Below are 23,485 nucleotides of genomic sequence, written 5' to 3' on the forward strand. Positions count from 1 at the left end.
ATGAAGCGGCTGACCCTGTTGCGCCACGCGAAGTCCGATTGGGACGATCCGGTGGCGCGCGATTTCGATCGCCCGCTCAACCAGCGCGGTGAAAAGGCCGCGCGGCTAATGGGAAAGTTCGCCGCGCGCCAGGGGATGCGTTTCGACCAGCTGGTGGCCTCCCCTGCCGAGCGTGTGGTGCAGACGCTGGACGCCTTTTTCACCGGCTATGGCGAAACGCTGGAGGCCCGCTGGGACCGGCGCATCTACCTCGCCTCGTCCGCGACGCTGTTCGACGTGGTGCGCGACCTGCCCGAAACGGCGGAAGCAGCGCTCATGTCAGGTCACAATCCCGGCTTTGAGGAACTGATCCTGGATCTGGTGCCCGACGACGGCAAAAGCGCCCTGCGCGACGATGTGGAAGTCAAATTCCCCACCGCCAGCCTGGCCGTCATGGACTTGGCGATCGAGCACTGGGCCGATGCGCGGCCCGGCGTCGCCACGCTCAAAAGCTTTACGCGGCCGCGCGACCTTGATCCTGCGCTCGGGCCGGAAACGCGCTGACGCGGCGCGCCGGTCGGTCAGACGCCGAGCGCCCGCGCCAACATGGCGCGCACCGTTTCCAATTGGCTGAGCAGGGTTTCGGGCGCGGCGTCAACCGGCGCAGGCGGCATGCTGCCCGCGCCCTCGCTCAACGCCTTCTGCGCCCCCTTTACCGTGAAGCCCTCGACGCTCAGCAGATGATGGATCCGCCGCGCCAGCAGCACGTCGTCGGGCCGGTAATAGCGGCGGTTGCCGGCGCGTTGCAGGGGCCGCAAGGCCGGAAAGCGCGTTTCCCAATAGCGCAGGATATGCTGGGGCACATCGAGTTCAGCGGATAATTCGCTGATCGTCAGAAATGCCCCCTCCGCCTTTTTCATGACTTCAATGTTGCACCCGCCCCCACTAGGGCGTCAACCGCAACCGACGGCGTCCGACAGGAAAAAGCGGCGGATAATCCTGCGCTTTGCGCTTGTCAGGCGACGCGATCGCGCATGGTCTGGCTGGCGCGGAATGTCAGCACCCGGCGCGGCTCGATCGGCACTTCCACGCCGGTCTTTGGATTGCGCCCCATGCGCTGGGTCTTGTCGCGCAGGACGAAGGTGCCGAAGCTGGAGATTTTCACATTCTCGCCGCGCTCCAGCGCGTCCGACATATGATCCAGAATGGATTCGACCAGCGCCGCCGCTTCCGCGCGCGACAATCCGACATGACGGTTGAGGCTTTCCGCCAAGTCCGCCCGCGTCAAAGTGCTCATTTCGCCCATATTGGTCCCCTCTCGACCGATTGCGTCAGTCACCCCCCGATGACCAAAGGCAAATTTGACCGATTCCTGCTGATTCGGCAAGCAGCACCAATGATCATAGACGTAAGACGCAGGCACCCCAGGTAAAGCCGCCGCCCATGGCTTCCAGCACGACGAGGTCGCCGGCTTTGATCCGCCCGTCGCGCATTGCAAGGTCGAGCGCCAGCGGAACCGACGCAGCCGACGTATTGGCGTGCCGGTCGACCGTCACGATCACACGCTCGGCAGGCAGCTTGAGCTTGCGCGCGGTCGCATCGAGAATGCGGGCATTGGCCTGATGCGGCACCAGCCAGTCGATGTCGCGCGCGTCCAGGCCAGCCAGGCTCATGACTTCGTTCAAGACCGAGGCCAAATTGACCACGGCATGGCGGAACACTTCCTGCCCCTTCATGCGCAGCTTGCCCACAGTGCCGGTGGTCGAAGGGCCGCCATCGACATAGAGAAGCTGATTGTGCCGACCATCGGCATGGAGTTTCGACGCCAGGATGCCCCGTGCGGAGCGGGGGTCGGTGGCCGCGCTTTCCTCCGCGCCCAGCACGATCGCGCCCGCGCCGTCGCCGAACAGGACGCAGGTCGTGCGATCTTCCCAATCGAGGATGCGGCTGAAGGTTTCCGACCCGATCACCAGCGCATGCTGCGCCGCGCCCGACTGGATCATGCTGTCCGCCACGGTCACGGCATAGAGAAAGCCCGAACATACTGCTGCGACGTCGAACGCGACACAATCGTCGATGCCGAGCGCCGCCTGCACCTTGGTTGCGCTAGCGGGGAAGGTCTGGTCGGGCGTCGCCGTCGCCAGGATGATGAGGTCGATGTCCTGCGCGGTCAGGCCAGCCGCTTCCAGCGCAGCCTTGGCGGCATCGGTCGCCAGCGTGGCTGTGGTTTCCCCTTCACCCGCGATATGGCGCATGCGGATGCCGGTGCGCTCGACGATCCATTCATCGCTGGTGTCGACCGTCTCTGTCAGTTCGGCATTGGTGACGACGCGCTTGGGCAGGGCGGAGCCTGTCCCCAGGAGAATAGAACGGCGGATCACTTGACGGGCTGCTCCAGCTTCGATGCGACGGCGCCCAGCCCCTCGACGCCCGCCATGTCGGCGGCGATGCGGCGGGTAATATCCTCTTCCAGCAACCGCGCGGCGACATGGACGGCATTGGCTACGCCCTTTTCGTCCGCGCCGCCATGGCTTTTCACCACGACGCCGTTGAGGCCCAGGAACACCGCGCCATTATGGTTATTCGGGTCCAGATGATGTTTGAGCATATACATGGCCGGCTTCGAAATGAGGAAGCCGATCTTGGACCGGATGGAGCTGGTGAAGGCCTTGCGCAGGACGTCGGTGACGAAGCGGGCCGTGCCCTCCGCCGTCTTGAGCGCGACATTGCCGGAAAATCCGTCGCACACGATGACGTCGCTGTCCCCGCGCGCGATCTTGTCGCCTTCGGTGAAGCCGTCGAACTGGAGCGACAGGTCATTGGCGGCGCGCAGAATGGCCGCGGCATCACGAATTTCGTCCGTGCCCTTCAATTCTTCGGTGCCGATGTTGAGCAGGCGCACGCGCGGCCGGTCAAGATCGAAGGCAATGCGGGCATAGGCCGCGCCCATCACCGCGAACTGGACGAGGTTGCGCGCGTCACATTCGGTGTTCGCGCCCAGATCCAGCATGATGGCGTCATTGTCGCCCAGCGTCGGCAACATGGCGGCCAGGGCCGGCCGATCCACGCCGGGCATGGTGCGCAGCGCCAGCTTCGCCATAGCCATCAGCGCGCCGGTATTGCCGGCGGATACCGCAGCGCCGGCATCACCCGCCTTCACCGCGGCGATCGCCATCGCCATGGAGCTGCTCTTCTTGCGAATAGCGACGCTTGGCTTGTCCGAACCGTCGACCACGCTGTCGCTATGAACGACATCGGACGCCGCCCGCAAATTGGGGTGACGGTCAAGCGCGGCCTTGATCCGCACTTCGTCGCCGAACAGGGTGAACCGCAGGCCTTCGTGCCGATGGCGGGCCAAGGCGGCACCGGCCATCATCACACGCACGCCTTCGTCCCCGCCCATCGCGTCGATTGCGATTCGCGGTTGTCTGGACACTGTCAGGTCACCCCTTTGCGGAGTAGAGAATGGGCTCAGGCCCCGACGGCGACGACTTCGCGGCCGTTATAGTGCCCGCAGGCGTCGCACAGATTGTGCGGGCGCTTGAGTTCACCGCAGTTGGAGCATTCCTGATAGGCCTCGACGCGCAGCGCGTCGTGGCTGCGGCGCATGCCGCGACGGGAGGGAGAAGTTTTCCGCTTGGGGACAGCCATGTCGGCACCTTGTTCCGTATAATGATCTGGTTGTGCGACTGGCCGGTTTCCGATGGGATGCCGACGCCAACGGCGCCGCAGACCCATGCGGCCCGGGTGATCGCGAAGCCATGCGCCTATAGCGCTTTTTGCCGTCCACGCAACCCCTTCCTTCCTTTGCGCTTGCCCACCCGGCCCCGCGCGATAGGGTGCGCACGTCGAGATACAGGGGAATGCCGGATGCTGCTGCCGATCACGTTGACCTTTGCCGCCGCCTGCGCGCTGCTCAATCTGTGGCTGGCGATTCGCTGTGCGCGGTTTCGCATTTCGGACAAGATCATGCATGGCGATGCCGGTCATGCGCTGCTCGCCAAACGGATGCGCGCCCACGCCAATTTCATCGAATATACGCCGATCATCCTCATCCTGTTCGCGCTGATCGAACTGGCGGCCGGGCCTTCGCTGTGGCTGTGGATCGGGGCGCTGGCCTATATCCTGGCGCGCGTCGCCCATGCCATCGGAATGGATGCGGACAAACCGACCCTGTGGCGTGCGGGCGGGGCGCTCGTCACCTGGGGCGTCATGGTGCTGCTTGCAGGCGCCGCGCTTGCCCTGGCCTATCACCAGACGCGCGAAATGCCGGTGCCGCCAGCCTTGGCGGCGCAGGCCTAGATCAGCGCGCCAGCACCGAATCGGCCACGAACGGATTGGTGCGGCGTTCATGGGCGAAATTGCTCATCGGCCCATGTCCGGGCACGAAGGCGGTTTCTCCGCCCAGCGGCCACAGCTTTCCCGTGATGGCGTCGATCAGCTGCTGGTGGTTGCCGCGCGGGAAATCGGTGCGGCCGATCGCACCCTGAAACAGCACGTCGCCCACGATCGCCAGCTTGCTGGGCGCATGGTGGAACACGACATGGCCGGGCGTGTGGCCAGGGCAATGATAGACATCCAGCGTCAGATGGCCAACCGTCACCTGGTCGCCATCCGCCAGCCAGCGGTCTGGTTCGAAACTTTCCCCCGGCACATTCCAACGCTCGCCATCCTGTGCCAACCGCTCGATCCAGAACCGGTCCTCCTCATGCGGCCCCTCGATCGGGACGCCCAGGTCGCGCGCCAGAACGCCCGCCTGCCCGCAATGGTCGATATGCCCGTGGGTGATCAACAGCTTCTCGATGGTCACGCCATGTTGCTGCGCTGCTTTCTTGAGCATGGGCAGGTCGCCGCCCGGATCGACGAATGCACCCCGCATCGTCTCCGTGCACCAGAACAACGTGCAATTCTGCTGCAACGGGGTGACGGGGATCAGGGCGGCTTTGAGCGGCGGGTTGGTCATGCCCCCGATGTGGCGAAACCGCACGCGCCGCGCAAGGGTCAGTCCTCCGCCGCCAGCGGGATCGGCTCGGCCAGGCTGATGCCGTCCAGCACCTTGGCCGTCTCGTCGCGCACGCGCAGCATGATGCGATGCAGCCGGCACTCGCTTTCGGGCAGGCAGTTGGTGCAGCTTTCATGCGCGAAGCGGCTGGCGCAGGGCGTCAGAGCCAGCGATCCGCGGGTCAGCCGGACGATATCGCCATAGCTCACATCGACTGGTGCCAGCGCCAGCCAATAGCCGCCGTCCCGGCCGCGCTGCGTCGCCACCAGCCCTTCGCGCGACAATTCGGACAGGATCACGGTCAGGAACTTGGCCGGAATATTCTGCCGCGTGGCAATCTCGTTCAACGGCACAGGGCCTTGGCGGTAACGGTCGGCAAGATGCTGGAGAGCGCGAATGGCATAACGGGTCTTCTGGGACAGCATGATCCCGTTATTCGCCCGCGCCCGCCATTTGACAAGCGCTTAGGGCGCGGCCGTCATCGCCGCGCGCGCCTGCCCTGGAAAGTCGGTGAAAAAGCCATCGACCCCGGCTGCGACGATCGCGCGGACATAGCCGGCAAAGTCACCGCGCCCTTCGGGATCATCGCCGCGCTGATATTGGGTGGGCAGGAAGGGATTTTCCATTCGCAGCGTCCAGACATGCACCTGCAAGCCCGCATCATGGGCGCGGCCAACCAGCGCCGTCGCGCCTTCGGGCGCGATCACCTGCGCGGCGGACGGGCCGATGCCATCGGCATAGGTCGCGATCTCCGCCAACCCCTGGACCGTCAGCATGTCGTCACAGCTGGTGCCCGGCATATCGGCTGGCCCGCCCTGCGCATCCACCAACTGGATGAGGCGCAGCCGGGTGGCGGCGCGCAGCGCCTTCAGATTGCCGACCTCGAACGACTGGATGAAGACCGGATCGGCCTGCGTCATATAGCCGTAGCGGCTGAGCAGATCGAGCAAGGGTGCCTGGTGGGGCAGGCCGATGCCCGCGAAATAGCTGGGGTGCTTGGTTTCGGGATAAAGGCCGATCCGCCGGCCGGTCTCCGCTTCCTTGGCGCGCACCAGCTTCAATATCTCCTCGAATGTCGGGATCTGGTAGAGCGCGTCAAAGCGCTTGTTGGCCGGGCGCAGGTCGGGCAACCGTTCGCGCGCGCGCAGCGTGCGCAGTTCCGCCAAGGTGAAGTCCTCGGTGAACCAGCCCGCCATTTCGACGCCGTCAATGACCTTGGTTGTCTTGCGATCGGCAAATTCGGGATGATTGGCGACGTCCGTCGTCCCGCCAATCTCATTTTCGTGGCGGGCGACCAGCACACCGTCCTTGGTCAGCACCAGGTCGGGTTCGATATAATCCGCACCCTGGTCGATCGCGCGCTCATAGGCGGCCAGCGTATGTTCGGGCCGTTCGCCGCTCGCGCCGCGATGCGCGATGAGGATGGGGTCCGCGCCGGGCGCAGCCCGGGCCATCGAGAGAGGGAGGAGGCTCATCAGAACAATCAGCCCTAATCGCGCCAGCCTCCGCACGCTCATGCCTTCACGCCATGCAGCGCATTTTCGTAGGTCGTCGCCTTGAACCCGACGATCGTACCCTTGCCGGTGTCCAGGATCGGGCGTTTGATCATCGAGGGGTTGGCCATCATCAGCAAGATCGCCTTGTCCGCATCGATATGCGCCTTGTCGCCCGCGTCCAGCGCCTTAAAGGTCGTGCCGGAGCGGTTGAGGATGGTTTCCCAGCCATGCTCCATCACCCATTCCTCCAGGCGGTCCTTGTCGACGCCCGATACCTTGTAATCGTGAAAGCTGTAGGGGACGCGCTCATTGTCCAGCCAGTTGCGGGCCTTCTTGATGGTGTCGCAATTCTTGATGCCGTACATGGTAATCATGATGCTGTGCTCCTGTCACCCTTTGAACGCGGTGACTTCGATCTCGATCTTCATTTCCGGCTTGACCAGCCCTGCGATAACGCAGCTTGCCGCCGGGCGGATGTCGCCGAATATGGGGCCGGCGATGTCGCCCATCACGTCCCAATAGGCGGCGTCGGTGATATAATAAGTGACGCGCACCACGTCGGCGAAGGAAAAGCCCGCTTCGTCGAGCGCCTTGCCAATGGTCTTGAATGCGTTGCGCCCCTGTTCGACCACATCGCCTGGCATCACTTTGGTATCTGGGTCCATGCCCGTCGTGCCGGCCACGAAGCACCAGTCACCTTGAACGACGGCGCGCGAATAGCCGACCTGCGCCTCGAAGGGCGAGCCGGAGGAGATGAGCTGGCGAGGCATGAAGGATTCCTGCTGCGGTGCGAAAGGATCGCAGGGCGCTTTGCCCCCTCCTCTGCGCCCTGTCCAGCGCTTTTCCCGGAACAGCCGCCCCGGCCGGCCGTTCATCAAGGCCGTATAGTTGACAGGAGACGCATCATGGACCGCCCCACCCCCGATCGCGAGATGGAAGAGAATAGCGAACAGGCCGAAGCCGGCACCCAGGCGCAGGACGTGGCCGATGACGCCGCCACCCGCAGCATTGACCTGAGCGAAGACAGCGAGCGGGGCGGCAAGACCGATCCGGCGCAGCTCGTGCCAGACGACACCGAGGATCTGGTAGAAAAGATGAACGCGATGAACCGTTCGGGTCGGCTCGACATGGATGCCTATGCCGGCGAACCGCAAATGGACGACGAAGAGGACGTTCTGGGCGATACCGAGGATGCGGATGACGAGGACGGACTGCCCTGATCGGTCTGACCCGCATCCAGCGGCAGATTGATCATGCCCCGGGCGAGGTGGCCCAGTGCTTGCGCCATGGCATCACCCATGGCCGGGTCCAGCCCGTCTTGTCCGGCGATGGCGCAGGTCATCGCCGTCGCCCATTGATCGGCCAGCGCCGGGGTCACGGGAAAGACGCGATGCAGCGTCATGATGCAGGGGCCGCGTTCGAACCAGTCTCGCGGACCGCCGAGCCATCCGACGATGAATCGCGTCAGGCCGTGCCGCACCGGCCCCGGGTCCGCCGCATGAATGCCGCGTAGCGCCACGAACCGGCTGTCCTGTTCCACCAGATCGTAAAAGCGATCCACGATCGCTCTCACGACGATCTCACCGCCGCTGCGGCCATAAGGATTGGGTACCGACTGGGGCGATGCGGCGGCGTTCATGGACTGGCTCCAATCTGGATCATCATCCCATGGTAGCACCATCAGCAAGCGGCGCTTTGACCGTGGTCAATTCCTGTCTGATCCACACTCGCGGAGAGATGGCGCAGTCTTAACCTCTCCTTTCCCGACGCCATGGCACAACAGGGCATGGCAACAGGATTTCTCCGGACCAAGCGGCAGTCACGCACACGCGATGCGCATAATAGCTGGTCGCGCAGCGGTGCTAACGCCAGACTCCAGCGCAAAGCGGTAGATCGCAGCGTCAGCGGCCCTGCGCTCGTTTATATGGTTTGCCTGGGGCTGTTGCTGGGTTGGTATGGCCCCGGCTGGCTGGAAGCCGCCCGGTTATTCGATCACGCCGGCGAGCATTCGCCCGCGCGTCCTGCGGCATCGGCCGACATGCTGACCGCCAGCTTCGGCTTCTGCCACAGCGGCGGCGGGACAAATTGCGTGGTCGACGGCGACACCTTCTGGTTCCAGGGGGCCAAATATCGCATCGCCGACATCGATACGCCCGAAACCCATGGCCCCCGCTGCCCGGCCGAAGCGGCGCTCGGCGCGCGGGCAACCCGTCGATTGCAAAGCCTGATGAACGCGGGCGCGTTTTCACTGGAGCAGGGAGATCGCGATATGGATCGCTATGGCCGCTCGCTCCGCATTGTCACGCGCAGCGGAGAGTCGATCGGGGCCATTTTGGTCGCCGAGGGGCTGGCGCGAGACTGGGATGGCGCGCGCCATCCCTGGTGCTGAAGCGGGAAGACGTTACGAACCCTAACCCCTTCCCGCCGTCTCTTCAGCGGCAGTTCAATCCGCCACGATCAATTTCCCGGCCTAGCAGGGCGCCGGCACCACCACCGATCAGCACACCCGCGATGTTGGACTGACCCCGATCAATCTGGCTGCCCAGCAGGCCACCCAGCGCCGCACCGACGATCAGGCCGGTCGTGCCGTCCGAACGGCGGCAATAATAGCGATCGTCATAGCCGCGATAGATGCGCGTACGGCGATCGACACGGATCGGCGCGTACCCGGTTCGATAATAGCGGTCCGGACGATAGAAGCGACCATAGCGCGGGTCGGGCCGGTTCCAGTCATAGCGATAGACGACCCGGCCGGGCCGGCGATAAGCACCGCGACGGTCGCCCCGCCAGTCGCGCCGCGCCTCGCGCACGTCCCGGCGATAGTCGCGCTGCGCGCGGCGCTGATCCTGCACATAGCGTCGCTGCGCCTGGCGGCTGTCGCGGCGATACTCACGGCGGGCATCGCGGACATCCCTGCGATGTTCGCGCGCCTTATGGCCCGGCTGGGCCAGCGCAGGCACGGCGGTGATGCCGGTCAGCGTCATCGCGCCCAGCGACAGGGCCGCAAGGGCGCGCTTGAACGGGGTCATCATGGCTCGAAGCTCCTTGAATCATATCATGGCGACAGAACTCGCTGTTCTGAAACATGTTGCATGAACGATACAAAACCTGCCGTTCAGGCAGGGGACAGTGCGACCTAGCTTTACGGGGACCGCAGGGGGGACGCCCTGTTCCCCAAAACCAGGATGATGGCTTCAATCAACGCCTCCTTCGGGCGCGGCAAAGGTGGTTGGGCTGGTCAGCACCACACGTTGTAGCCGCGTGCGATCGTCACAATGCTGGCAATGGGCCTGATCGAACAGCGTTTCGATAACCCAATTCTGCGCCGAGACATCCCATATGACCCGTGCATCGCGCGCGACATGATCGCTGCCGCAGATAGGGCAGATATAGGCGTGGCGGATTGGTCCGGACAGAGGCATGCCTCCACCTTATCGCCCTTACCGCCGAAATGGCGGCAGTTTGCGCCATTTCGGACCTGATTGCGCACCCCCACATCAGACCGTCCGATTTTTCGGGAAATCGGGAACATCATGGGTCGGGCTGCCTTCCGGTCATGATATAAGCACGACTCACAAGGAGACGACGCATGACCATCGCACGTTTCGAAGATCATCCTGCCGCAGACGTCTGGACCCCGCTGTTTCAGGCCTGGCAAATCCCGTGGCAGATGACGCTCCAATGGTGGGACTTCTATGCCGAGGCGCTGCAGGTTTCCGGCATGCATGTTCCCTATGGCAGGGCGCCTGCAATGCCCAAGGACCAGGAACCGCTGCATGTGGAGGAGGCGGAGGGGCTCTGCGCCTGACGGCGACCACCCCGACCGATTATCCCCGCGCGACCTGAAATCCCGCAAAGGACTGGCTTACCGGCATCAACTCCAGCCGGTTGATGTTGAGGTGCGGCGGCAGCGTCGCGACCCACAACAGGGTCTGCGCAATATCCTCTCCCGTCATCGGATCGGCGCCGCCATAAAGCGTATCCGAAGCATCCTGGCTACCGGTGCGCACGAAGGTGAATTCGGTTTCGACCATGCCCGGTTCGATCGAGGTGACACGCACCCCCGTGCCGTGCAGATCGGACCGCAGGCCAAGCGAGAATTGCTGCACGAACGCCTTGGTCCCGCCATAGACATTCCCGCCCGCATAGGGATAGGTCGCCGCCACCGAACTCAGATTGATGATCGCGCCCTTGCGCTCCACCAGACGCGGCAGCAGCTTGTGGGTGATGGCGATAAGCCCGTTTATATTGGTGTCGATCATCTGCCGCCATTGCGCCAGGTCCGCCTTGTGCGCCGGCGCGGTGCCGAGCGCCAGACCGGCATTGTTGATCAGCAGGTCGATGGCCTGAAATTCCGGGGGCAGCGATGCCAGCGCCCCGTCGATCGCCGCCTCGTCGCGCATGTCGAAAGCAAGCATGTGCATCTTAGGGCCAATTTCGGTCGCCAGCGCTTCCAGCCGTTCGGCCCGTCGGCCCGTGCCGATCACGCGCCATCCCGCTGCTGCAAAGGCGCGTGCGGCCGCTTCGCCAATGCCGGCGGTGGCGCCGGTGATGAGAACGGTCCGGTCAGTCATGCGGTCTCCTGTTGGCAAGGCGGGACCGGCGAATATCAGCCATCCCGCGTGCATCGTCGCGCCTTATGTGGCGTAGCGATGCGCGCGAGACAACCGCTCACGGCAGGGCTCAGGCGACAGGCTGATCACTGATCGGACTTTCCATCGCGGAGGATCGAGTTCCTTTCGGATGCAAATTCCTCGTCGGGGTCCTCCGACGGACTGCCAGCCGGGCCGGCCCAAGGCGCATCATCACGTCCCCGCACCAAACACTCCGCCTGCCGTGGCGGCCGCATCGAGTTACCGGTTGTTAACGATTGACTGCCAGATTCGGCTCCTTGCCATCGTGGCGCATCAGGGCTGCGGGCGTATTTTCGGAGGTGCCGGACAATGACTATCACCGAATTGGCAGCACGTTTCGATCGGCGTCGCCATGCGCGCTTCGTCACCGCGTTCGAAGCGGATTTGCTGGAGGGCGAGGACTGCCGCAAGGTCATCGTGGGTGACGTTTCGGCGGGCGGGTGCCTGCTTGAACATCGCGATGGCTTCCGCATTGGGACCACGGTTCGGCTGCGGGCCAAGGATATCGACATGGAAGCGCGCATCATGTGGTCGCGCGGCGACCTGTGCGGCATGCGTTTCGCCCAGAGCGTCGATCCCTGGCAGGTTATCCGCGCCAATGTCGATGGTGCCGCGCGGATTGAGGACATGATGAATCAGGCGGCACGCCTGCGGCCTGAACCCACCCGCTAAAATCCTAGCGATCCTCCTCGTCGCTCAGGATGCGCATCGCTGCGCCGTCCGGATCGTCGAACTGGCCCGAGCGCAAAGCCGCGAAAAAGCCCGCCAGCGCCACCCCGCCGCACAGCAGCGCAAGGGGAATGAGCAGCGCCAGCCCGGTCATCGGGCGGCGCCATTGAGCCGGAGCGCGTTGGCGACGACGATCAGCGACGACAGCGACATGGCGACGGCAGCAACCAGCGGCGTGACCTTGCCCGCCACCGCCAGCGGAACGGCCAGGATATTATAGCCGATCGCCAGCGCGAAATTCTGCCGCACGATGTGAATGGTACGCCGGGCCGCGCGCAAGGTGATGCCGACAGGCGCCAGGACATCGCCCATAAACACCACATCCGCCGCCAACTGACTGGCGTCGCTGGCGCAGGCCGGGGCCATGCTGGCATGCCCCGCCGCCAGCGCCGGTCCGTCATTCAGTCCGTCCCCCACCATCAGCACCCTGTGCCCCTGGCGCTTCATGCGTTCAACCAGCGCCAGCTTGTCGGCGGGCCGCAAATGCCCGATCGCGGTGGCCCCAGTCGCGCGCGCCACCGGACCCAGCGCCTCAGGCCGATCGCCGCTCGCGATCACGATCCGGTAGCCGGCGCTCTGCAAGGCTGGCAGGATTTCGCCGGCGTCCCGGCGCAAGGCATCCGAAAATCGCAGCAGGTGCGCCTCCGTCCCGTGCCGATATTCGCTGGCAAGGCCGAACAGGCTGACAAGGCCGCGCGGCCGCGCCAGCGATACCGCAACCCCCGCATGACGCGCGAACAGCCCCTCCCCCGGCACGTCCCGCAGATCGTCCAGCCGGGCCGCCTCTACGCCATGCGCCTCCAGCGCCTGCCGCAGTGCGATGCTGAGCGGATGGCGACTGGCGCGCGCCAAGGCCAGCAGGATCGCCCGATCCTGCCGCGCCATCGCATCCATTCCCTCGGGCACCGGACGGCCCAGCGTCAGCGTGCCGGTCTTGTCGAAGACGATGCTGTCCACCTCGGCCATGCGCTCGAGCGCCGACCCATCCTTGACGAGGATACCCCGGCGCATCAGCGCGCCGCAGGCGACGACCTGCGCGGCGGGCACCGCCAGTCCCAGCGCGCAGGGGCAGGTGATCAACAGAACGGCAATGGCGACCAGCATCGCCTGATGCATTCCGGCCCCGGCCATCATCCATCCCGCAAAGGCCAGCGCGGCGGTCAGGTGCACGGCGGGCGCATAATAGCGCGCGGCCCGGTCGGCGATCCGGACATGCCGCGACCGGCCCTGCCCCGCTTCGTCCATCAGCCGGGCGATATCGGCAATCACCGTGTCCGGCCCAGCTGCCGTCACCAGCACGGTAATCGGGGCCTCGACATTAAGCGCGCCGGCCTGCACCACGTCGCCCGGCCCGACACGGACGGGCGCGCTTTCGCCGGTCAGGAACGCGATGTCCATGCCCGACGCCCCTTCGACAACGCGCCCGTCCGCGGCCAGTCGCTCCCCTGCTGCGACCAGCATCCGCATCCCCGGCTGCAACTGCGCCGCCGCCGTCCAGCGGCTTTGTCCGCTGTCGGTCAACACCAGCGCGCCGGGCGCGCCATGTTTCAGCAGCGCCGCGACGCTGGCGCGGGCGCGTCCGCGCATCATCGCATCCAGGCTCCGCCCCGCCAGCAGGAAGAACAGCAGCATCACCGCGCCGTCGAACCAGGCGTCCGCACCCCCCGTCGCGGTTTCATACAGGCTCATGCCCGTCGTCAGCAGCACGCCGATGCTGATCGGAACGTCCATATTGGTCCGCCCCTGCCGTGCCGCCGCCCAGGCGGACCGGAAAAAGGGCTGACCGGCATAGGCGATCGCGGGCAGCGCGATCAGCGCGGAAAGCCAGTGGAACATCTGCCGTGTGCCGCCGTCCGCCCCGGACCACACCGAAACCGACAGCAACATGATGTTCATGGCGGCGAAACCCGCCACCGCCAGCGCGCGCAGCAGCGCCCGGCCTTCCGCCGCCGCCAGATCGACGCCCGGATCGGCCAGCGGTTCAGCGTCGAACCCCAGCGCCACGATCGCCGCCTTGAGTGCGGGCGGCTCCATCGCCGGATCATGGCGCACGGTCACGCGCTTGGCGCTCATGTTGACGCGCGCGGACGCGATCCCGTCGATGCGCGCCAGGCCGTTCTCGATCTTGGCGATGCATCCGGCACAGTGAAGTGAAGGAACAACGAACTGGCTCTCGATCAAGGCGGCCTCAGCCGGAGCGTCGTCGATCAGGGGCTGGGTCGCCATCAGTCGATCTCCGCCATCAGATGCCGCTGCTGGCGATCCCGCGTTACCGTCACGCGCAGTTGCCATCGCCCGGCTGGCAGGACGCGATCGCTGACATAGCGCCCCGGCCGTTCCTCCTGCATCACCAGGGCGATATCGGCGGCGCGTCCCAACGGATGCTGGGCGACGGCACGCACCATGGCCCCCTTCACCGCCGCGCCCGCTTCGTCGTCCAGCCACAGCATGACATGCCGGCCCGCATCCGTCGCGATTTGCTGGTGCCATCCCAGTGCGGCCTGCGCCCTTGCCTGCCCCAGATAGGCGTTGAACTTCTGGCTCTCGACATAGCTGTTGTCGACCACGGTCCCGCCGAAGCTGCGGACCGCGACCGTCGCCATCACCATGTTGACCGCGATCACCACGACAAAGAAGCCGACCAGGATTGCGGTCATGTGCCAGCCGGTGAACCGGCGGGAGGAAACTGCATCGCGCATGTCAGGGCCTTTCGAAACGAGCATCTTCGCTGTCGCCGCCGCCTTCGCGATCGGTCGCCCGCACGATGAAGCGGAAATCCTGCCGCTGCGGGCCGACGGCCGGCGCGGCAATGAACAGGCGCAGCTTGGCGACGCTGTCGGCCGGCACGGTGGCGACGATCCGGCTCGATGCGTCGTCCCTGGGCGTCGCGTCGGTCCACAAGGCAGCCCCGGCCAGGCCATCGGTCGATACGGCAACCGGGCGCGGCCGCGCCTCCATGTTGCGGATCTTGATGGTATAGGCGTTGCGGATGGCGCCATCCGAAAGTCTTACGAAAATGGGGTTGCGGTCCTGCTGCGCCGCGATGTCGATGCGCGTTCGCGCGCCCAGTGCGAACAGCATCGCCGCGCCGATCGCGCTCCACGCTGTCAGATAAGCGATCGTCCGGGGACGCAGCAGCGATTGCGACAGGGGTCGCGGCGGGCTGCCCTGCTTTTCCGCTTCGGCGTCGTCCTCGGTGCAATAATCGATCAGGCCCCGGAGCCGGCCGACCTGCGCCATCACCCGGTCGCACGCATCGATGCACAGCGCGCAGGTGATGCAGCCGATCTGCGGCCCTTCGCGAATATCTATGCCGGTCGGGCAGACCGCGACGCACTGGTCGCAATCGATGCAATCGCCAAATTGCTGCGGATGGGCGGCAGCCTTCTTCAGGCTGCCACGCTTTTCGCCCCGCCAGTGCTTATAGGTGACGACCAGCGACTTTTCGTCCAGCATGGCCGTTTGGATGCGCGGCCACGGGCACATATAGATGCAGACCTGTTCGCGCAGGAAACCGCCCAGCAGGAACGTCGTCGCTGTCAGCACCGCTGTCGTTGCATAGGCGACCGGCGCGGCCGTGCCGTTCCAGAAGGCGCGCTGCAGGGTCGGCGCATCGGCGAAGTAAAAGATCCAGGCGCCTCCGGTCAGAAAGGCGATGACCAGCCAGACGCCCCACTTCGCCAGCCGCCGCGCCAGCTTGCCCGCGCTCCATGGCGCCTTCGCAAGCCGGATCTGCGCATTGCGATCGCCATCGATGAAGCGTTCGACATGCTGGAACAGGTCGGTCCATACGGTCTGCGGACAGGCATAGCCGCACCAGGCGCGCCCTACCGCCGAAGTCACAAGGAACAGCCCGATCCCCGCCATGATCAGCAGACCCGCCACATAATAGAATTCATGCGGCCAGATTTCGATCGCGAACATGTAGAAGCGCCGATGCGCCAGGTCGACGAGCACCGCCTGGTCGGGCGCATAAGGCCCCCGGTCCCATCGAAGCCACGGCGTCCCCCAATAGATCGCCAGCGTCACCGCCATGACCGCCCATTTGAAACGCCGGTAAAAGCCATCCACCGCCTTGGGGTAGACACCCTTGCGCTTCTCGTAGAGATCGCCGGAACCGGCAGGCATCAGCATGACATCTTCCTTCAGGGCTGGGCGGCGGCATTGTCCGCAGGGGCTGGGGCGGCCGCTGGCAGGGCTTCGCCGCCACCCAGGCTGTGCACATAGGCCGCCAGCATCCGGATCGTCGCCTTGTCCAACTTGTCGTTCCAGCGCGGCATGACCCCCTGGCGGCTGTTCCATATGGTCTGCCGGATCGTGTCTGCATCGCCGCCATACAGCCATATGCCATCCGTCAGATTGGGCGCGCCCAGTTCGCGACTGCCCGTGCCGCCCGCACCATGGCAGACCGCGCAATTGTCGGCGAACAGCTGCGCGCCCCGACGCGCTGCGTCGTTCGGCTTGTCCTGGTGGCTGATGACGCGAACATGCGCGACGACATCATCCACCTGCTGGGGCGTCAGCAACTGGTCGCGGCCAAATGCCGGCATCATCGACTGGCGCGTGTCGGCATGGTCGGGGTTGCGGATGCCATCGGTGATCGTCTTTTCAATGGTGGCGAGATCGCCGCCCCACAGCCAGTCGTCATCGTTGAGATTGGGATAGCCGTTCGATCCGGCCGCCCCCGCCCCATGGCATTGGACGCAATGCACCTTGAACGCCGCCCGACCGCCTTCGACCGCAACGCGCATCAATTCCGGCCGACCGGCCAGCTTCGCGATGGTGGTGGCGGCGATCGCCTGATGCACAGGTGCCAGTTGCGCATCCCGCGCGGCCAGCTCGCTCGCCAGCGCCCCCCGACTCGACCATCCCAGCATTCCGCGCGTGGCGCTGTCGATCATGGGCCAGGCGGGATAGGCGATGGTGTAGCCGATCGCGAACAGGATCGTCGCGTAGAAGGTCCACAGCCACCAGCGCGGCAACGGCGTGTCCAGTTCGCGGATGCCGTCCCATTCATGCCCCTTGAAGGGCGTGCCGGTCGCGGCATCGACGGCTTTTGTCGGTTCGTCAGCCATGTTCGGCCTCCGTCGCTTCACTTTCGCTTTCGAAGATCATCGTCGCGGCGCGATGGCTGTGTCGTCGCCCGTGCGGCAGGAAATGCCACCCGATCAGCAGCCCATAGGTCGCCCCCATGAACACCAGCCCCCAGCTGTCCGCGAAATGGCGCAGCGCGTCGTAGCTCATCGCCCGTCCTCCTTCGGCGCGACCTGACCCGGCAGGGATTCCTGGGGTCGGGCGGCATCGACATCGACCAGCGTGCCGATCATCTGGAGATAGGCGACCAGCGCGTCCATCTCGGTCAGGCGGCTCGGATCACCGTCGAAATCGCGCGCCTGCGCCTTGGGATAGCGTTTGAGCAGGTCGGTCGTGTCGGCATCGGGATCGGCCTGCGCGGCCAGATCGTCATTCGCCTTGCTGATGTCGGCGTCGCTGTAGGGAACGCCCACCCGCGTCAGGGCCTTGAGGTCGGCGCGCATGTCCCCGGGCTTGAGGTCGCGCTCGGCGAGGAAGGGATAGGTCGGCATGATGGATTCGGGCACGACCGCGCGGGGGTCCTTCAGATGCTGGACATGCCATTCGTCGGAATAGCGGCCGCCCACCCGCGCCAGGTCCGGCCCGGTGCGCTTCGACCCCCATTGGAACGGGTGATCATACATGCTCTCGGCGGCCAGGCTGTAATGCCCATAGCGTTCCACCTCGTCGCGAAAGGGGCGGATCATCTGGCTGTGGCAGTTATAGCAGCCTTCGCGAATGTAGATGTTGCGCCCGGCCAGCTCCAGCGGCGTATAGGGGCGCATGCCCTCCACCTTCTCGATCGTGTTGTCGATCCAGAAGAGCGGCGCGATCTCCACGATGCCGCCGATGGCAACGGTGATCAAAGCGGCAATGCCCAGCAGGGACACGTTCCGCTCCAGCGTGCCATGGTTGAAAAATTTGGAAGCCATGTCCTGTTTCCCCTTCAGGCCGGGCGGGCGATCAGCGGCTTGTCGGCCGCCATGTCGTGCGACGCGCCGTGCATCGGCTTTTCTTGCCGCAGCGGGCTGCCCGCGATGGTGCGGCCGATATTCCAGGCCATGATGATGGCCCCGCTCAGATAGAGCAGCCCGCCCGCCGCGCGGATCAGATACATGGGCCACATCGCGCTCACGACTTCGGAAAAGGCGTAGACCAGGTAGCCGTCGGCCCCATATTCGCGCCACATCAGCCCTTGCATGATGCCCGCCACCCACATCGACGCGGCGTAAAGGACGATACCCACGGTCGCGAGCCAGAAGTGCCAGTTGACCAGCCGCAGGCTGTAGAGCCGCTCGCGCCTCCACAGGCGCGGCGCCAGATAATAGAGGCAGGCGAAGGTGATCATGCCGTTCCAGCCGAGCGCGCCCGAATGCACATGGCCGATGGTCCAGTCGGTATAATGGGACAGGCTGTTGACCGCCTTGACCGACATCATCGGCCCTTCGAAGGTGGACATGCCGTAGAAGGCCAGCGCCATCACCATCATGCGGATGATCGGATCGGTGCGGATCTTGTCCCAGGCGCCGTTGAGCGTCATCAGGCCGTTGATCATCCCGCCCCAGCTCGGCATCCACAGCATGATCGAAAACACCATGCCCAGCGTCTGCGCCCAGTCGGGCAGCGCGGTGTAGTGCAGATGGTGCGGCCCCGCCCATATATAGAGGAAGATCAGCGACCAGAAATGGATGATCGACAGGCGATAGCTGTAGACCGGCCGCTGCGCCTGTTTGGGCACGAAATAATACATCATGGCCAGGAAGCCGGCGGTCAGGAAGAAGCCGACCGCATTATGGCCGTACCACCATTGGGTCAGCGCATCCTGCACGCCGGCAAAGGCGGCATAGCTTTTGGACCCCAGCAGGCTGACCGGCATCGACAGGTTGTTGACGATGTGCAGCATCGCGATCGTCAGGATGAACGCCAGGTAGAACCAGTTGGCGACGTAGATGTGCGGTTCGGACCGTTTGACGATGGTGCCGCCGAACACGACCAGATAGGCCACCCAGACGATCGTCAGCCACAGATCGACATACCATTCGGGCTCGGCATATTCCTTGCCTTCGGTAATGCCCATCAGATAGCCGGTCGCGGCCAGCACGATGAACAGCTGATAGCCCCAGAAGACGAAGTCGGCGAGTTTGGGCGCGAACAGTCGCGCGCGACAGGTGCGCTGCACCACATAGAAGCTGGTGGCGATGAGGGCGTTGCCGCCAAAGGCAAAGATCACCGCCGATGTGTGCAGCGGCCGCAGCCGGCCGAAGCTGGTATATTCCAGACCCAGATTGAGCGCCGGAAAGGCGAGTTGCAACGCGATATAGAGTCCGGCGAGAAACCCCGCCAGCGCCCAGGATACCGTGGCAATCACGCCCCAGCGGATCACATCGTCATAATAGCGCCCCTGATCGGCCGGCATCTTCAGCAGGCCGCGGGCAACGGCTGCATAATCGGCCCGGCGCATGGCGATGATCGCCAGCCCCAGCGCGACCAGGCTGACAATGCCCATATGAACGGCAAAGCCGCCATCGCGCGCAGCCAGCATCGCTGCAAAGGCGACCAGGGCCAGCGCGAACCAGCCTCCCGTCCGCAAAACCAGTCTATCCATGGACCTTTCCCCGCTTCACGTCCCGGTCCGCGCCGCGCGTCAGAAAAAGCACGCGGCGTGTCCTGGGATTGCTGTGTCAAATGCAGGAAAGCGGGTCTTTACGGGAAAGTGCGTAGGCGCCTGGTGGCAGTGGCGAAGCTCCCCATTCCCGCGGCTTCTGCCGTGCGAGGGGGCTGCTCCACGCGCCCGTTCGAATGTCGTGCGATGGCGGCTGCGTCAAAACAGGCTTGTCGATGACGGGCGGCTCAGGAAATTTCGGCGAGGCGCTCCAATGCGGCCTCATCCACCAGCCGTACGCCCCTGCGCCCGACCAGGTCTATCAGCCCCTGCCGCTTCATGTCCGTCATCTGACGCGATACGGTCTCGATCGTCAGTCCCAGCACATCGGCAATCTGCTGGCGCGACAAGGGCAGCGCGATCACGCCATCGCGATCACCGCGCAATCGCCGCCCGATGTCGATCAGGAAAGTCGCGACCTTTTCCCGCGCGCTTTTTCGACCCAGCAACAACATCCAGGCGCGGGTGCGGTCGAGCTCGTCGAGCGTGCGTTGCAACAGGCGGTGCTGCAACGCCCCATGACCTGTCGCAAAGCCATCGAAGCTGCCGCGCGGAAAAAGACACAGCCGCGCGTCCGTTAGCGCCGTGACGCTGTGCGGCGTGCGCGCGCCGAAAGGCCGGCCGATGAAATCCGATGGATAGACCACGCCGACAATCTGTTCGCGCCCGCCTCCGGTCGATGTGGACAGCTTGAGCGTGCCTTCGATGACATTGGCGACGATGCTGCTGTCGTCGCCTTCCCACATCACCGTTTGCCCGGCCTTCACCGACACGCGCCGCCCGATCCGGCTCAAGGCCGCACGATCCGCGTCGCACAGGTCGGCGCAGATTGCCGCGTCGCGCACCAGGCAGATGGTGCAGGCGTCAATCGGACGGGGCCGAAGGGCGGCGGGCGCGGCGCCATTTTGCGCCAGGTCAAATCGCATATCCATGGCTGCTGCATGACGCAGCGGCAGGTCGCGCCCTATCCGTAATCGTCCCTATGCAGGCGGCGCCGTCAGGCCAGCCCCACTTCCTTCAGCGGAATGGCCGGGTCGGCCAGTTGCTGCGTATCCAACGCCGCCCCGGACAGGACATGGGCGCGGCCCTGAACATAATCCTTGACCGCATTGACGCAATCGAGCGCGATCACCTTGCCGCCCTTCAGATACACCACGGAAAAACTTCGGCTGTCGGGATCGCCGCGCACCACCACATCATCAAAGCCTGTGGATAGGCCGACCGTCTGAAGCTTCAAATCATATTGGTTCGACCAGAACCAGGGCACGGCATTATAGGGCTCGCCCTTCCCGACGATGTGCGAGACGGCGGTCTTCGCCTGATCATTGGCGTTCTGCACCGATTCCAGCCGCATCGTCGCGCCGCCCGCAAAACGGTTGGCATGCGCGGCGCAGTCGCCGATCGCATAAACGTCAGGCAGCGATGTGCGGCAATATTCATCGACATCGACGCCATTGCCGCCAACCGCGCCCGCCGCGATCAGCGGGCCGGTTTCCGGCACGATGCCGATGCCAACGATCACCATGTCGGTCTCGATCCGTTCGCCATCGGCCATCAGCACGGCTGTGGCCTTGCCGTCGGCCACCTCGATGCAATCCATCTGCGCGCCGGTGCGCAGGTCGACGCCATGGGTGCGGTGTTCCGCCTCGTAAAAGCGCGACAGCGGCTCGCCCGCAACACGCGCCAGCACCCGGTCCAGCGCTTCGAGCAACACGACCGTCTTGCCAAACTTGGTAAGCACAGCCGCCGCTTCCAGCCCGATATAACCGCCCCCGATGATGGTCACATGCCGGACGCTGTCCATCTTGGCCATCATCGCGTCGACATCGGCGCGGCGGCGCACGGCGTGGACGTTATCGGCATCCGCGCCATTGCAGGTCAGCATGCGCGGGCTGCCGCCCGTGCACCAGATCAGCTTGTCATAGCCGATCTCCCGATCGCCCACGGTCACAAACTTGCCCGCAGGATCGACGCTTTTCACCCGCTTGCCCAGCAGCATGTCAATCTTGCGCTCTTCCCAGAAGGCGGCGGGGCGGATCAGGATGCGCTCGAACGGCTTGTCGCCAGCGAAATATTCCTTGGACAGCGGCGGACGCTCATAAGGCGGGTCCTTTTCGTCGCCGATCATGCCGATCGACCCTTCAAACCCCAATTGCCGCAGCGAAATCGCCGCCTGGGCGCCGGCATGGCCCGCACCCACGATCAGAACGTCATAAAGGCTCATATGCCCGCAATCCTCTTCACCTTGCCGCCTTTTGCGGGGGTGATTGGCGCGCTTTGACAGCCGAAGCAAGGCCGATATGCGAATGAATGGGGAAAATGGGGAGGAGGGACTCAAACTAGTTCATTGAACTAATTGATTTTATTTTTGAATAACGGTTCGACCGTTTACCGAGGCCCCCAGAAAGGCCCTGAAAAAACTGGCCTGAAAAAACACTCGAACCGCCGACAAGTGGCGTCTGTCATGCCGTCTCCAACTATCAGCCAAGGTCTGCCACGGTCTGGCGTCGAGGTCAAACAAGGCGGCAGGATTGTAGGTGCGACCGAAGGGAGCAACTTGCGCTCGGGTTGGTGGGTGGGTGGCAAAATGTGGCCGCCCCAGACAGGGGCGGCCTCGATCATCAACGGCCTTTGCCGCCTCTCTAATCGCTTCGGGGTTCGCCAGTTGGTGAAGATAGGCAACGGCGCGCTCCGCATGGGCGGCGGCCTGCACGATGGCGCGGGTGTCGTTTTGCAATACCTTGATTAATCGCGAGGTACTGATAATGTGAAGGAACGCGGCTACCCGCCTGTGTCGGCGCCGTTAGCGCCTCACGCTCCTTCGCATTATTTCTCGACACAGCCAAAACCTGCGAGCCCCGCGTCCATCCACTGCCATTCAGCCTGGGAACGACAACTGCCCGAAGCGTACGCCGTTCAGCGACTATGCTGTTGCTCACGTGCGAGATCGATCGCGCGTGGCAGGTGTGCGACAATCAATCTTGCTTTGAAGGCTTGGCCGTCGCTGGCTTTAGAACCGGTCAGCACATCCGGAATAACGCCTGACACCTCGTTCGATCCGTCCGCGCGGAATCGGACGCAGTCAGGTAATTCGAGAGTCGCGCCGCTGTTTTTCAGGATGGTGGGTGTCCCGCCGTTAGTATGACCGCAGCCAGCACCGCCTGTGCGGCTTCCAATAATCACGGCGGCGCGGTTGTCCTGCAAAACTGCGGCAAATTCTTCAGCGGCTGACCAAGTCTCGTCATCCACAAGCACCAGTAATGGGCCGGACCATGCGCTATCATGATACGGAAACCGTGCGATGCTAAATACCAGGTCGGCCCACGGTTTTCCCGCGAATGTGCCCGCTCGCGCACTTCCAACCAAACCGGTCGAATATCCGGCGCGGCCGACTAGCGCACAGCCGCCCGTGCTTGCGCAAGGCTGGCTGGCGTCTCTTTGCGCCTCTTCCGCCTCTTTTGCCCAAGCGCTTAGCCGGACCTGATCTGTCACGGATGCGGAGACAGCAGCGTCCCGCAATTGGCGGGCCAAGGCGCCCCACTGCGCGGACCAATGAGGACCGCGAACAAAGCCGCGCCGCTCCGAGGTCAGCATTTTAGGACTCAATATGCGAGCAGCAGCTTCAGCCCATTCGGTCCCGCCACCATTATTCGTGATGTCGACGAGCAACACGGTGGCACCAAGGGAATGCAGTGCCCGTGCACGTTCTTGCAACGCATTCGTGAGACGATCGTAGGACCAAGTGAGGATTTCATCCTCGCACTTATCGTCACAGGGGCTATCGGCGCTGTGATGGAGCGCCTGCAATGCCGCTTTGCAGATTGAAGGGCTACCTGTTGATTTCCACTGAGAAGTGACCCGGGTTTTCCATCGAGAAGTGACCCGTCTGCGGATTATGTTTCGGGTGTCA

General features: G+C 64.4%; 31 protein-coding genes and 1 pseudogene. 7 read left to right on the forward strand and 25 right to left on the reverse strand.

All coding sequences use genetic code 11. The features are described 5' to 3' along the window. Window positions 1–543, forward strand: a complete 543-nt coding sequence (locus LL253_RS12960; protein WP_228227448.1) for a SixA phosphatase family protein — start codon at window positions 1–3, stop codon at window positions 541–543. Between the two features lie 17 nt (window positions 544–560). Here the strand turns inward: LL253_RS12960 and LL253_RS12965 are convergent, their stop codons facing one another. From LL253_RS12965 to rpmF, 5 genes are all read right to left on the reverse strand, one after another. Next, window positions 561–899 carry a MerR family transcriptional regulator gene (locus LL253_RS12965; protein WP_009822785.1) on the reverse strand — a complete coding sequence of 113 codons (339 nt, stop codon included), beginning with the start codon at window positions 897–899 and terminating at the stop codon, window positions 561–563. Between the two features lie 95 nt (window positions 900–994). Then, window positions 995–1,285: an integration host factor subunit alpha gene (locus LL253_RS12970; RefSeq protein WP_009822786.1), complete on the reverse strand. Its 291-nt coding sequence runs from the start codon at window positions 1,283–1,285 to the stop codon at window positions 995–997. 94 nt (window positions 1,286–1,379) lie between these two features. Next, the gene (locus tag LL253_RS12975; protein WP_228227449.1) at window positions 1,380–2,360 is read right to left on the reverse strand and encodes a beta-ketoacyl-ACP synthase III; all 981 of its coding nucleotides are present in this window, start codon (window positions 2,358–2,360) and stop codon (window positions 1,380–1,382) included. Beyond that, entirely contained in the window at window positions 2,357–3,382 is a 1,026-nt protein-coding gene (gene plsX / locus LL253_RS12980; protein ID WP_009822788.1) for a phosphate acyltransferase PlsX, read from the reverse strand. Before plsX ends, LL253_RS12975 begins: the two co-directional genes overlap by 4 nt. 68 nt (window positions 3,383–3,450) lie before the next feature. Further along, window positions 3,451–3,630, reverse strand: a complete 180-nt coding sequence (gene rpmF, locus LL253_RS12985) for a 50S ribosomal protein L32 (RefSeq protein ID WP_031298882.1) — start codon at window positions 3,628–3,630, stop codon at window positions 3,451–3,453. Between the two features lie 219 nt (window positions 3,631–3,849). Between rpmF and LL253_RS12990 the strand changes: the two genes are divergently transcribed. Continuing rightward, entirely contained in the window at window positions 3,850–4,281 is a 432-nt protein-coding gene (locus tag LL253_RS12990; protein ID WP_228227450.1) for an MAPEG family protein, read from the forward strand. Between the two features lies 1 nt (window position 4,282). On the opposite strand, the gene LL253_RS12995 is transcribed toward LL253_RS12990, so the two are convergent. Genes LL253_RS12995 through LL253_RS13015 form a run of 5 tightly spaced genes read right to left on the reverse strand, consistent with a single transcriptional unit; the run spans window position 4,283 to window position 7,247 of the window. Further along, on the reverse strand, window positions 4,283–4,942 hold the full coding sequence (locus tag LL253_RS12995; protein WP_228227451.1) for an MBL fold metallo-hydrolase: 660 nt from the start codon (window positions 4,940–4,942) through the stop codon (window positions 4,283–4,285). Between the two features lie 38 nt (window positions 4,943–4,980). Continuing rightward, window positions 4,981–5,406, reverse strand: a complete 426-nt coding sequence (locus LL253_RS13000) for an RrF2 family transcriptional regulator (RefSeq protein ID WP_009822792.1) — start codon at window positions 5,404–5,406, stop codon at window positions 4,981–4,983. A gap of 39 nt (window positions 5,407–5,445) precedes the next feature. Next, window positions 5,446–6,456, reverse strand: a complete 1,011-nt coding sequence (locus LL253_RS13005) for a glycerophosphodiester phosphodiesterase (protein ID WP_407696099.1) — start codon at window positions 6,454–6,456, stop codon at window positions 5,446–5,448. 38 nt (window positions 6,457–6,494) lie between these two features. Next, a complete protein-coding gene (locus LL253_RS13010; RefSeq protein ID WP_037543126.1) occupies window positions 6,495–6,851 on the reverse strand; it encodes an ArsC family reductase in 357 nt (118 codons plus the stop codon). Between the two features lie 15 nt (window positions 6,852–6,866). After that, the gene (locus LL253_RS13015) at window positions 6,867–7,247 is read right to left on the reverse strand and encodes a RidA family protein (RefSeq protein WP_228227453.1); all 381 of its coding nucleotides are present in this window, start codon (window positions 7,245–7,247) and stop codon (window positions 6,867–6,869) included. A 135-nt stretch (window positions 7,248–7,382) separates the two neighbouring features. On the opposite strand from LL253_RS13015, the gene LL253_RS13020 reads away from it, so the two are divergent. Beyond that, entirely contained in the window at window positions 7,383–7,697 is a 315-nt protein-coding gene (locus LL253_RS13020) for a hypothetical protein (RefSeq protein WP_009822796.1), read from the forward strand. Between the two features lie 14 nt (window positions 7,698–7,711). Here LL253_RS13020 and LL253_RS13025 read toward each other — a convergent pair. Further along, window positions 7,712–8,116: pseudogene (locus LL253_RS13025) on the reverse strand (globin domain-containing protein); the annotation flags it as partial. Window positions 8,117–8,248: 132 nt separating this feature from the next. On the opposite strand from LL253_RS13025, the gene LL253_RS13030 reads away from it, so the two are divergent. After that, a complete protein-coding gene (locus LL253_RS13030; protein ID WP_228227455.1) occupies window positions 8,249–8,866 on the forward strand; it encodes a thermonuclease family protein in 618 nt (205 codons plus the stop codon). Between the two features lie 43 nt (window positions 8,867–8,909). Here the strand turns inward: LL253_RS13030 and LL253_RS13035 are convergent, their stop codons facing one another. Next, window positions 8,910–9,509, reverse strand: coding sequence for a glycine zipper 2TM domain-containing protein (locus LL253_RS13035; protein ID WP_009822799.1), 600 nt, complete (start codon window positions 9,507–9,509; stop codon window positions 8,910–8,912). A gap of 162 nt (window positions 9,510–9,671) precedes the next feature. Next, window positions 9,672–9,899: a hypothetical protein gene (locus LL253_RS13040; protein WP_228227456.1), complete on the reverse strand. Its 228-nt coding sequence runs from the start codon at window positions 9,897–9,899 to the stop codon at window positions 9,672–9,674. Between the two features lie 167 nt (window positions 9,900–10,066). Here LL253_RS13040 and LL253_RS13045 point away from each other — a divergent pair, with 167 nt between their 5' ends. Next, window positions 10,067–10,285 (forward strand): hypothetical protein, encoded by a 219-nt coding sequence (locus LL253_RS13045; protein WP_228227457.1) that lies wholly within the window; start codon window positions 10,067–10,069, stop codon window positions 10,283–10,285. Window positions 10,286–10,304: 19 nt separating this feature from the next. Here the strand turns inward: LL253_RS13045 and LL253_RS13050 are convergent, their stop codons facing one another. After that, window positions 10,305–11,051, reverse strand: a complete 747-nt coding sequence (locus LL253_RS13050; protein ID WP_009822802.1) for an SDR family NAD(P)-dependent oxidoreductase — start codon at window positions 11,049–11,051, stop codon at window positions 10,305–10,307. A 369-nt stretch (window positions 11,052–11,420) separates the two neighbouring features. Between LL253_RS13050 and LL253_RS13055 the strand changes: the two genes are divergently transcribed. Beyond that, window positions 11,421–11,783: a PilZ domain-containing protein gene (locus LL253_RS13055; RefSeq protein WP_009822803.1), complete on the forward strand. Its 363-nt coding sequence runs from the start codon at window positions 11,421–11,423 to the stop codon at window positions 11,781–11,783. Window positions 11,784–11,787: 4 nt separating this feature from the next. Here LL253_RS13055 and ccoS read toward each other — a convergent pair whose 3' ends face one another. The 10 genes from ccoS to LL253_RS13105 form a co-directional block, all read right to left on the reverse strand. Continuing rightward, window positions 11,788–11,934: a cbb3-type cytochrome oxidase assembly protein CcoS gene (gene ccoS / locus LL253_RS13060; protein WP_009822804.1), complete on the reverse strand. Its 147-nt coding sequence runs from the start codon at window positions 11,932–11,934 to the stop codon at window positions 11,788–11,790. Further along, window positions 11,931–14,066: a heavy metal translocating P-type ATPase gene (locus tag LL253_RS13065; protein WP_228227458.1), complete on the reverse strand. Its 2,136-nt coding sequence runs from the start codon at window positions 14,064–14,066 to the stop codon at window positions 11,931–11,933. The genes ccoS and LL253_RS13065 overlap by 4 nt, the downstream gene beginning before the upstream one ends. After that, window positions 14,066–14,539, reverse strand: coding sequence for a FixH family protein (locus LL253_RS13070; RefSeq protein ID WP_228227459.1), 474 nt, complete (start codon window positions 14,537–14,539; stop codon window positions 14,066–14,068). The genes LL253_RS13065 and LL253_RS13070 overlap by 1 nt, the downstream gene beginning before the upstream one ends. Before the next feature lies 1 nt (window position 14,540). Further along, a complete protein-coding gene (ccoG, locus tag LL253_RS13075) occupies window positions 14,541–15,974 on the reverse strand; it encodes a cytochrome c oxidase accessory protein CcoG (protein ID WP_228227460.1) in 1,434 nt (477 codons plus the stop codon). A gap of 11 nt (window positions 15,975–15,985) precedes the next feature. Continuing rightward, window positions 15,986–16,915 carry a cytochrome-c oxidase, cbb3-type subunit III gene (gene ccoP, locus LL253_RS13080; protein ID WP_228227461.1) on the reverse strand — a complete coding sequence of 310 codons (930 nt, stop codon included), beginning with the start codon at window positions 16,913–16,915 and terminating at the stop codon, window positions 15,986–15,988. Beyond that, window positions 16,908–17,084 carry a cbb3-type cytochrome c oxidase subunit 3 gene (locus tag LL253_RS13085; RefSeq protein WP_228227462.1) on the reverse strand — a complete coding sequence of 59 codons (177 nt, stop codon included), beginning with the start codon at window positions 17,082–17,084 and terminating at the stop codon, window positions 16,908–16,910. Before LL253_RS13085 ends, ccoP begins: the two co-directional genes overlap by 8 nt. Then, entirely contained in the window at window positions 17,081–17,845 is a 765-nt protein-coding gene (gene ccoO / locus LL253_RS13090; protein ID WP_228227463.1) for a cytochrome-c oxidase, cbb3-type subunit II, read from the reverse strand. The genes LL253_RS13085 and ccoO overlap by 4 nt, the downstream gene beginning before the upstream one ends. Window positions 17,846–17,859: 14 nt before the next feature. Beyond that, a complete protein-coding gene (gene ccoN / locus LL253_RS13095; protein WP_228227464.1) occupies window positions 17,860–19,518 on the reverse strand; it encodes a cytochrome-c oxidase, cbb3-type subunit I in 1,659 nt (552 codons plus the stop codon). A 245-nt stretch (window positions 19,519–19,763) separates the two neighbouring features. After that, a complete protein-coding gene (locus LL253_RS13100; RefSeq protein ID WP_228227465.1) occupies window positions 19,764–20,507 on the reverse strand; it encodes a Crp/Fnr family transcriptional regulator in 744 nt (247 codons plus the stop codon). A gap of 65 nt (window positions 20,508–20,572) precedes the next feature. After that, the gene (locus tag LL253_RS13105) at window positions 20,573–21,799 is read right to left on the reverse strand and encodes an NAD(P)/FAD-dependent oxidoreductase (RefSeq protein WP_228227466.1); all 1,227 of its coding nucleotides are present in this window, start codon (window positions 21,797–21,799) and stop codon (window positions 20,573–20,575) included. A 132-nt stretch (window positions 21,800–21,931) separates the two neighbouring features. On the opposite strand from LL253_RS13105, the gene LL253_RS13110 reads away from it, so the two are divergent. Beyond that, the gene (locus LL253_RS13110) at window positions 21,932–22,324 is read left to right on the forward strand and encodes a hypothetical protein (protein ID WP_228227467.1); all 393 of its coding nucleotides are present in this window, start codon (window positions 21,932–21,934) and stop codon (window positions 22,322–22,324) included. A gap of 167 nt (window positions 22,325–22,491) precedes the next feature. Here LL253_RS13110 and LL253_RS13115 read toward each other — a convergent pair. Further along, window positions 22,492–23,485: S41 family peptidase (locus LL253_RS13115; protein ID WP_228227468.1), on the reverse strand; the 994-nt coding region annotated here is incomplete at its 5' end.

The sequence above is a fragment of the Sphingobium soli genome, from assembly GCF_020782245.1.
In the GTDB taxonomy this organism is placed as follows: domain Bacteria; phylum Pseudomonadota; class Alphaproteobacteria; order Sphingomonadales; family Sphingomonadaceae; genus Sphingobium; species Sphingobium soli.

Bases quoted from the DNA above. Each gene is read 5' to 3' on its own strand.
- LL253_RS13085 (WP_228227462.1), bottom strand. From the start codon at position 17,084: ATGAGCTACGACGCGCTGCGCCATTTCGCGGACAGCTGGGGGCTGGTG.
- LL253_RS13100 (WP_228227465.1), bottom strand. From the start codon at position 20,507: ATGGATATGCGATTTGACCTGGCGCAAAATGGCGCCGCGCCCGCCGCC.
- plsX (WP_009822788.1), bottom strand. From the start codon at position 3,382: ATGGGCGGGGACGAAGGCGTGCGTGTGATGATGGCCGGTGCCGCCTTG.
- LL253_RS13015 (WP_228227453.1), bottom strand. From the start codon at position 7,247: ATGCCTCGCCAGCTCATCTCCTCCGGCTCGCCCTTCGAGGCGCAGGTC.
- LL253_RS13030 (WP_228227455.1), top strand. From the start codon at position 8,249: ATGGCACAACAGGGCATGGCAACAGGATTTCTCCGGACCAAGCGGCAG.
- ccoG (WP_228227460.1), bottom strand. From the start codon at position 15,974: ATGCTGATGCCTGCCGGTTCCGGCGATCTCTACGAGAAGCGCAAGGGT.
- LL253_RS13035 (WP_009822799.1), bottom strand. From the start codon at position 9,509: ATGATGACCCCGTTCAAGCGCGCCCTTGCGGCCCTGTCGCTGGGCGCG.
- LL253_RS13055 (WP_009822803.1), top strand. From the start codon at position 11,421: ATGACTATCACCGAATTGGCAGCACGTTTCGATCGGCGTCGCCATGCG.
- rpmF (WP_031298882.1), bottom strand. From the start codon at position 3,630: ATGGCTGTCCCCAAGCGGAAAACTTCTCCCTCCCGTCGCGGCATGCGC.
- ccoN (WP_228227464.1), bottom strand. From the start codon at position 19,518: ATGGATAGACTGGTTTTGCGGACGGGAGGCTGGTTCGCGCTGGCCCTG.
- LL253_RS13010 (WP_037543126.1), bottom strand. From the start codon at position 6,851: ATGATTACCATGTACGGCATCAAGAATTGCGACACCATCAAGAAGGCC.
- LL253_RS13000 (WP_009822792.1), bottom strand. From the start codon at position 5,406: ATGCTGTCCCAGAAGACCCGTTATGCCATTCGCGCTCTCCAGCATCTT.
- ccoP (WP_228227461.1), bottom strand. From the start codon at position 16,915: ATGGCTGACGAACCGACAAAAGCCGTCGATGCCGCGACCGGCACGCCC.
- LL253_RS12970 (WP_009822786.1), bottom strand. From the start codon at position 1,285: ATGGGCGAAATGAGCACTTTGACGCGGGCGGACTTGGCGGAAAGCCTC.
- LL253_RS13045 (WP_228227457.1), top strand. From the start codon at position 10,067: ATGACCATCGCACGTTTCGAAGATCATCCTGCCGCAGACGTCTGGACC.
- LL253_RS13070 (WP_228227459.1), bottom strand. From the start codon at position 14,539: ATGCGCGATGCAGTTTCCTCCCGCCGGTTCACCGGCTGGCACATGACC.
- LL253_RS13020 (WP_009822796.1), top strand. From the start codon at position 7,383: ATGGACCGCCCCACCCCCGATCGCGAGATGGAAGAGAATAGCGAACAG.
- LL253_RS12990 (WP_228227450.1), top strand. From the start codon at position 3,850: ATGCTGCTGCCGATCACGTTGACCTTTGCCGCCGCCTGCGCGCTGCTC.
- ccoS (WP_009822804.1), bottom strand. From the start codon at position 11,934: ATGACCGGGCTGGCGCTGCTCATTCCCCTTGCGCTGCTGTGCGGCGGG.
- LL253_RS13040 (WP_228227456.1), bottom strand. From the start codon at position 9,899: ATGCCTCTGTCCGGACCAATCCGCCACGCCTATATCTGCCCTATCTGC.
- LL253_RS12965 (WP_009822785.1), bottom strand. From the start codon at position 899: ATGAAAAAGGCGGAGGGGGCATTTCTGACGATCAGCGAATTATCCGCT.
- LL253_RS13050 (WP_009822802.1), bottom strand. From the start codon at position 11,051: ATGACTGACCGGACCGTTCTCATCACCGGCGCCACCGCCGGCATTGGC.
- LL253_RS13105 (WP_228227466.1), bottom strand. From the start codon at position 21,799: ATGAGCCTTTATGACGTTCTGATCGTGGGTGCGGGCCATGCCGGCGCC.
- ccoO (WP_228227463.1), bottom strand. From the start codon at position 17,845: ATGGCTTCCAAATTTTTCAACCATGGCACGCTGGAGCGGAACGTGTCC.
- LL253_RS13005 (WP_407696099.1), bottom strand. From the start codon at position 6,456: ATGAGCCTCCTCCCTCTCTCGATGGCCCGGGCTGCGCCCGGCGCGGAC.
- LL253_RS12995 (WP_228227451.1), bottom strand. From the start codon at position 4,942: ATGACCAACCCGCCGCTCAAAGCCGCCCTGATCCCCGTCACCCCGTTG.
- LL253_RS13065 (WP_228227458.1), bottom strand. From the start codon at position 14,066: ATGGCGACCCAGCCCCTGATCGACGACGCTCCGGCTGAGGCCGCCTTG.
- LL253_RS12960 (WP_228227448.1), top strand. From the start codon at position 1: ATGAAGCGGCTGACCCTGTTGCGCCACGCGAAGTCCGATTGGGACGAT.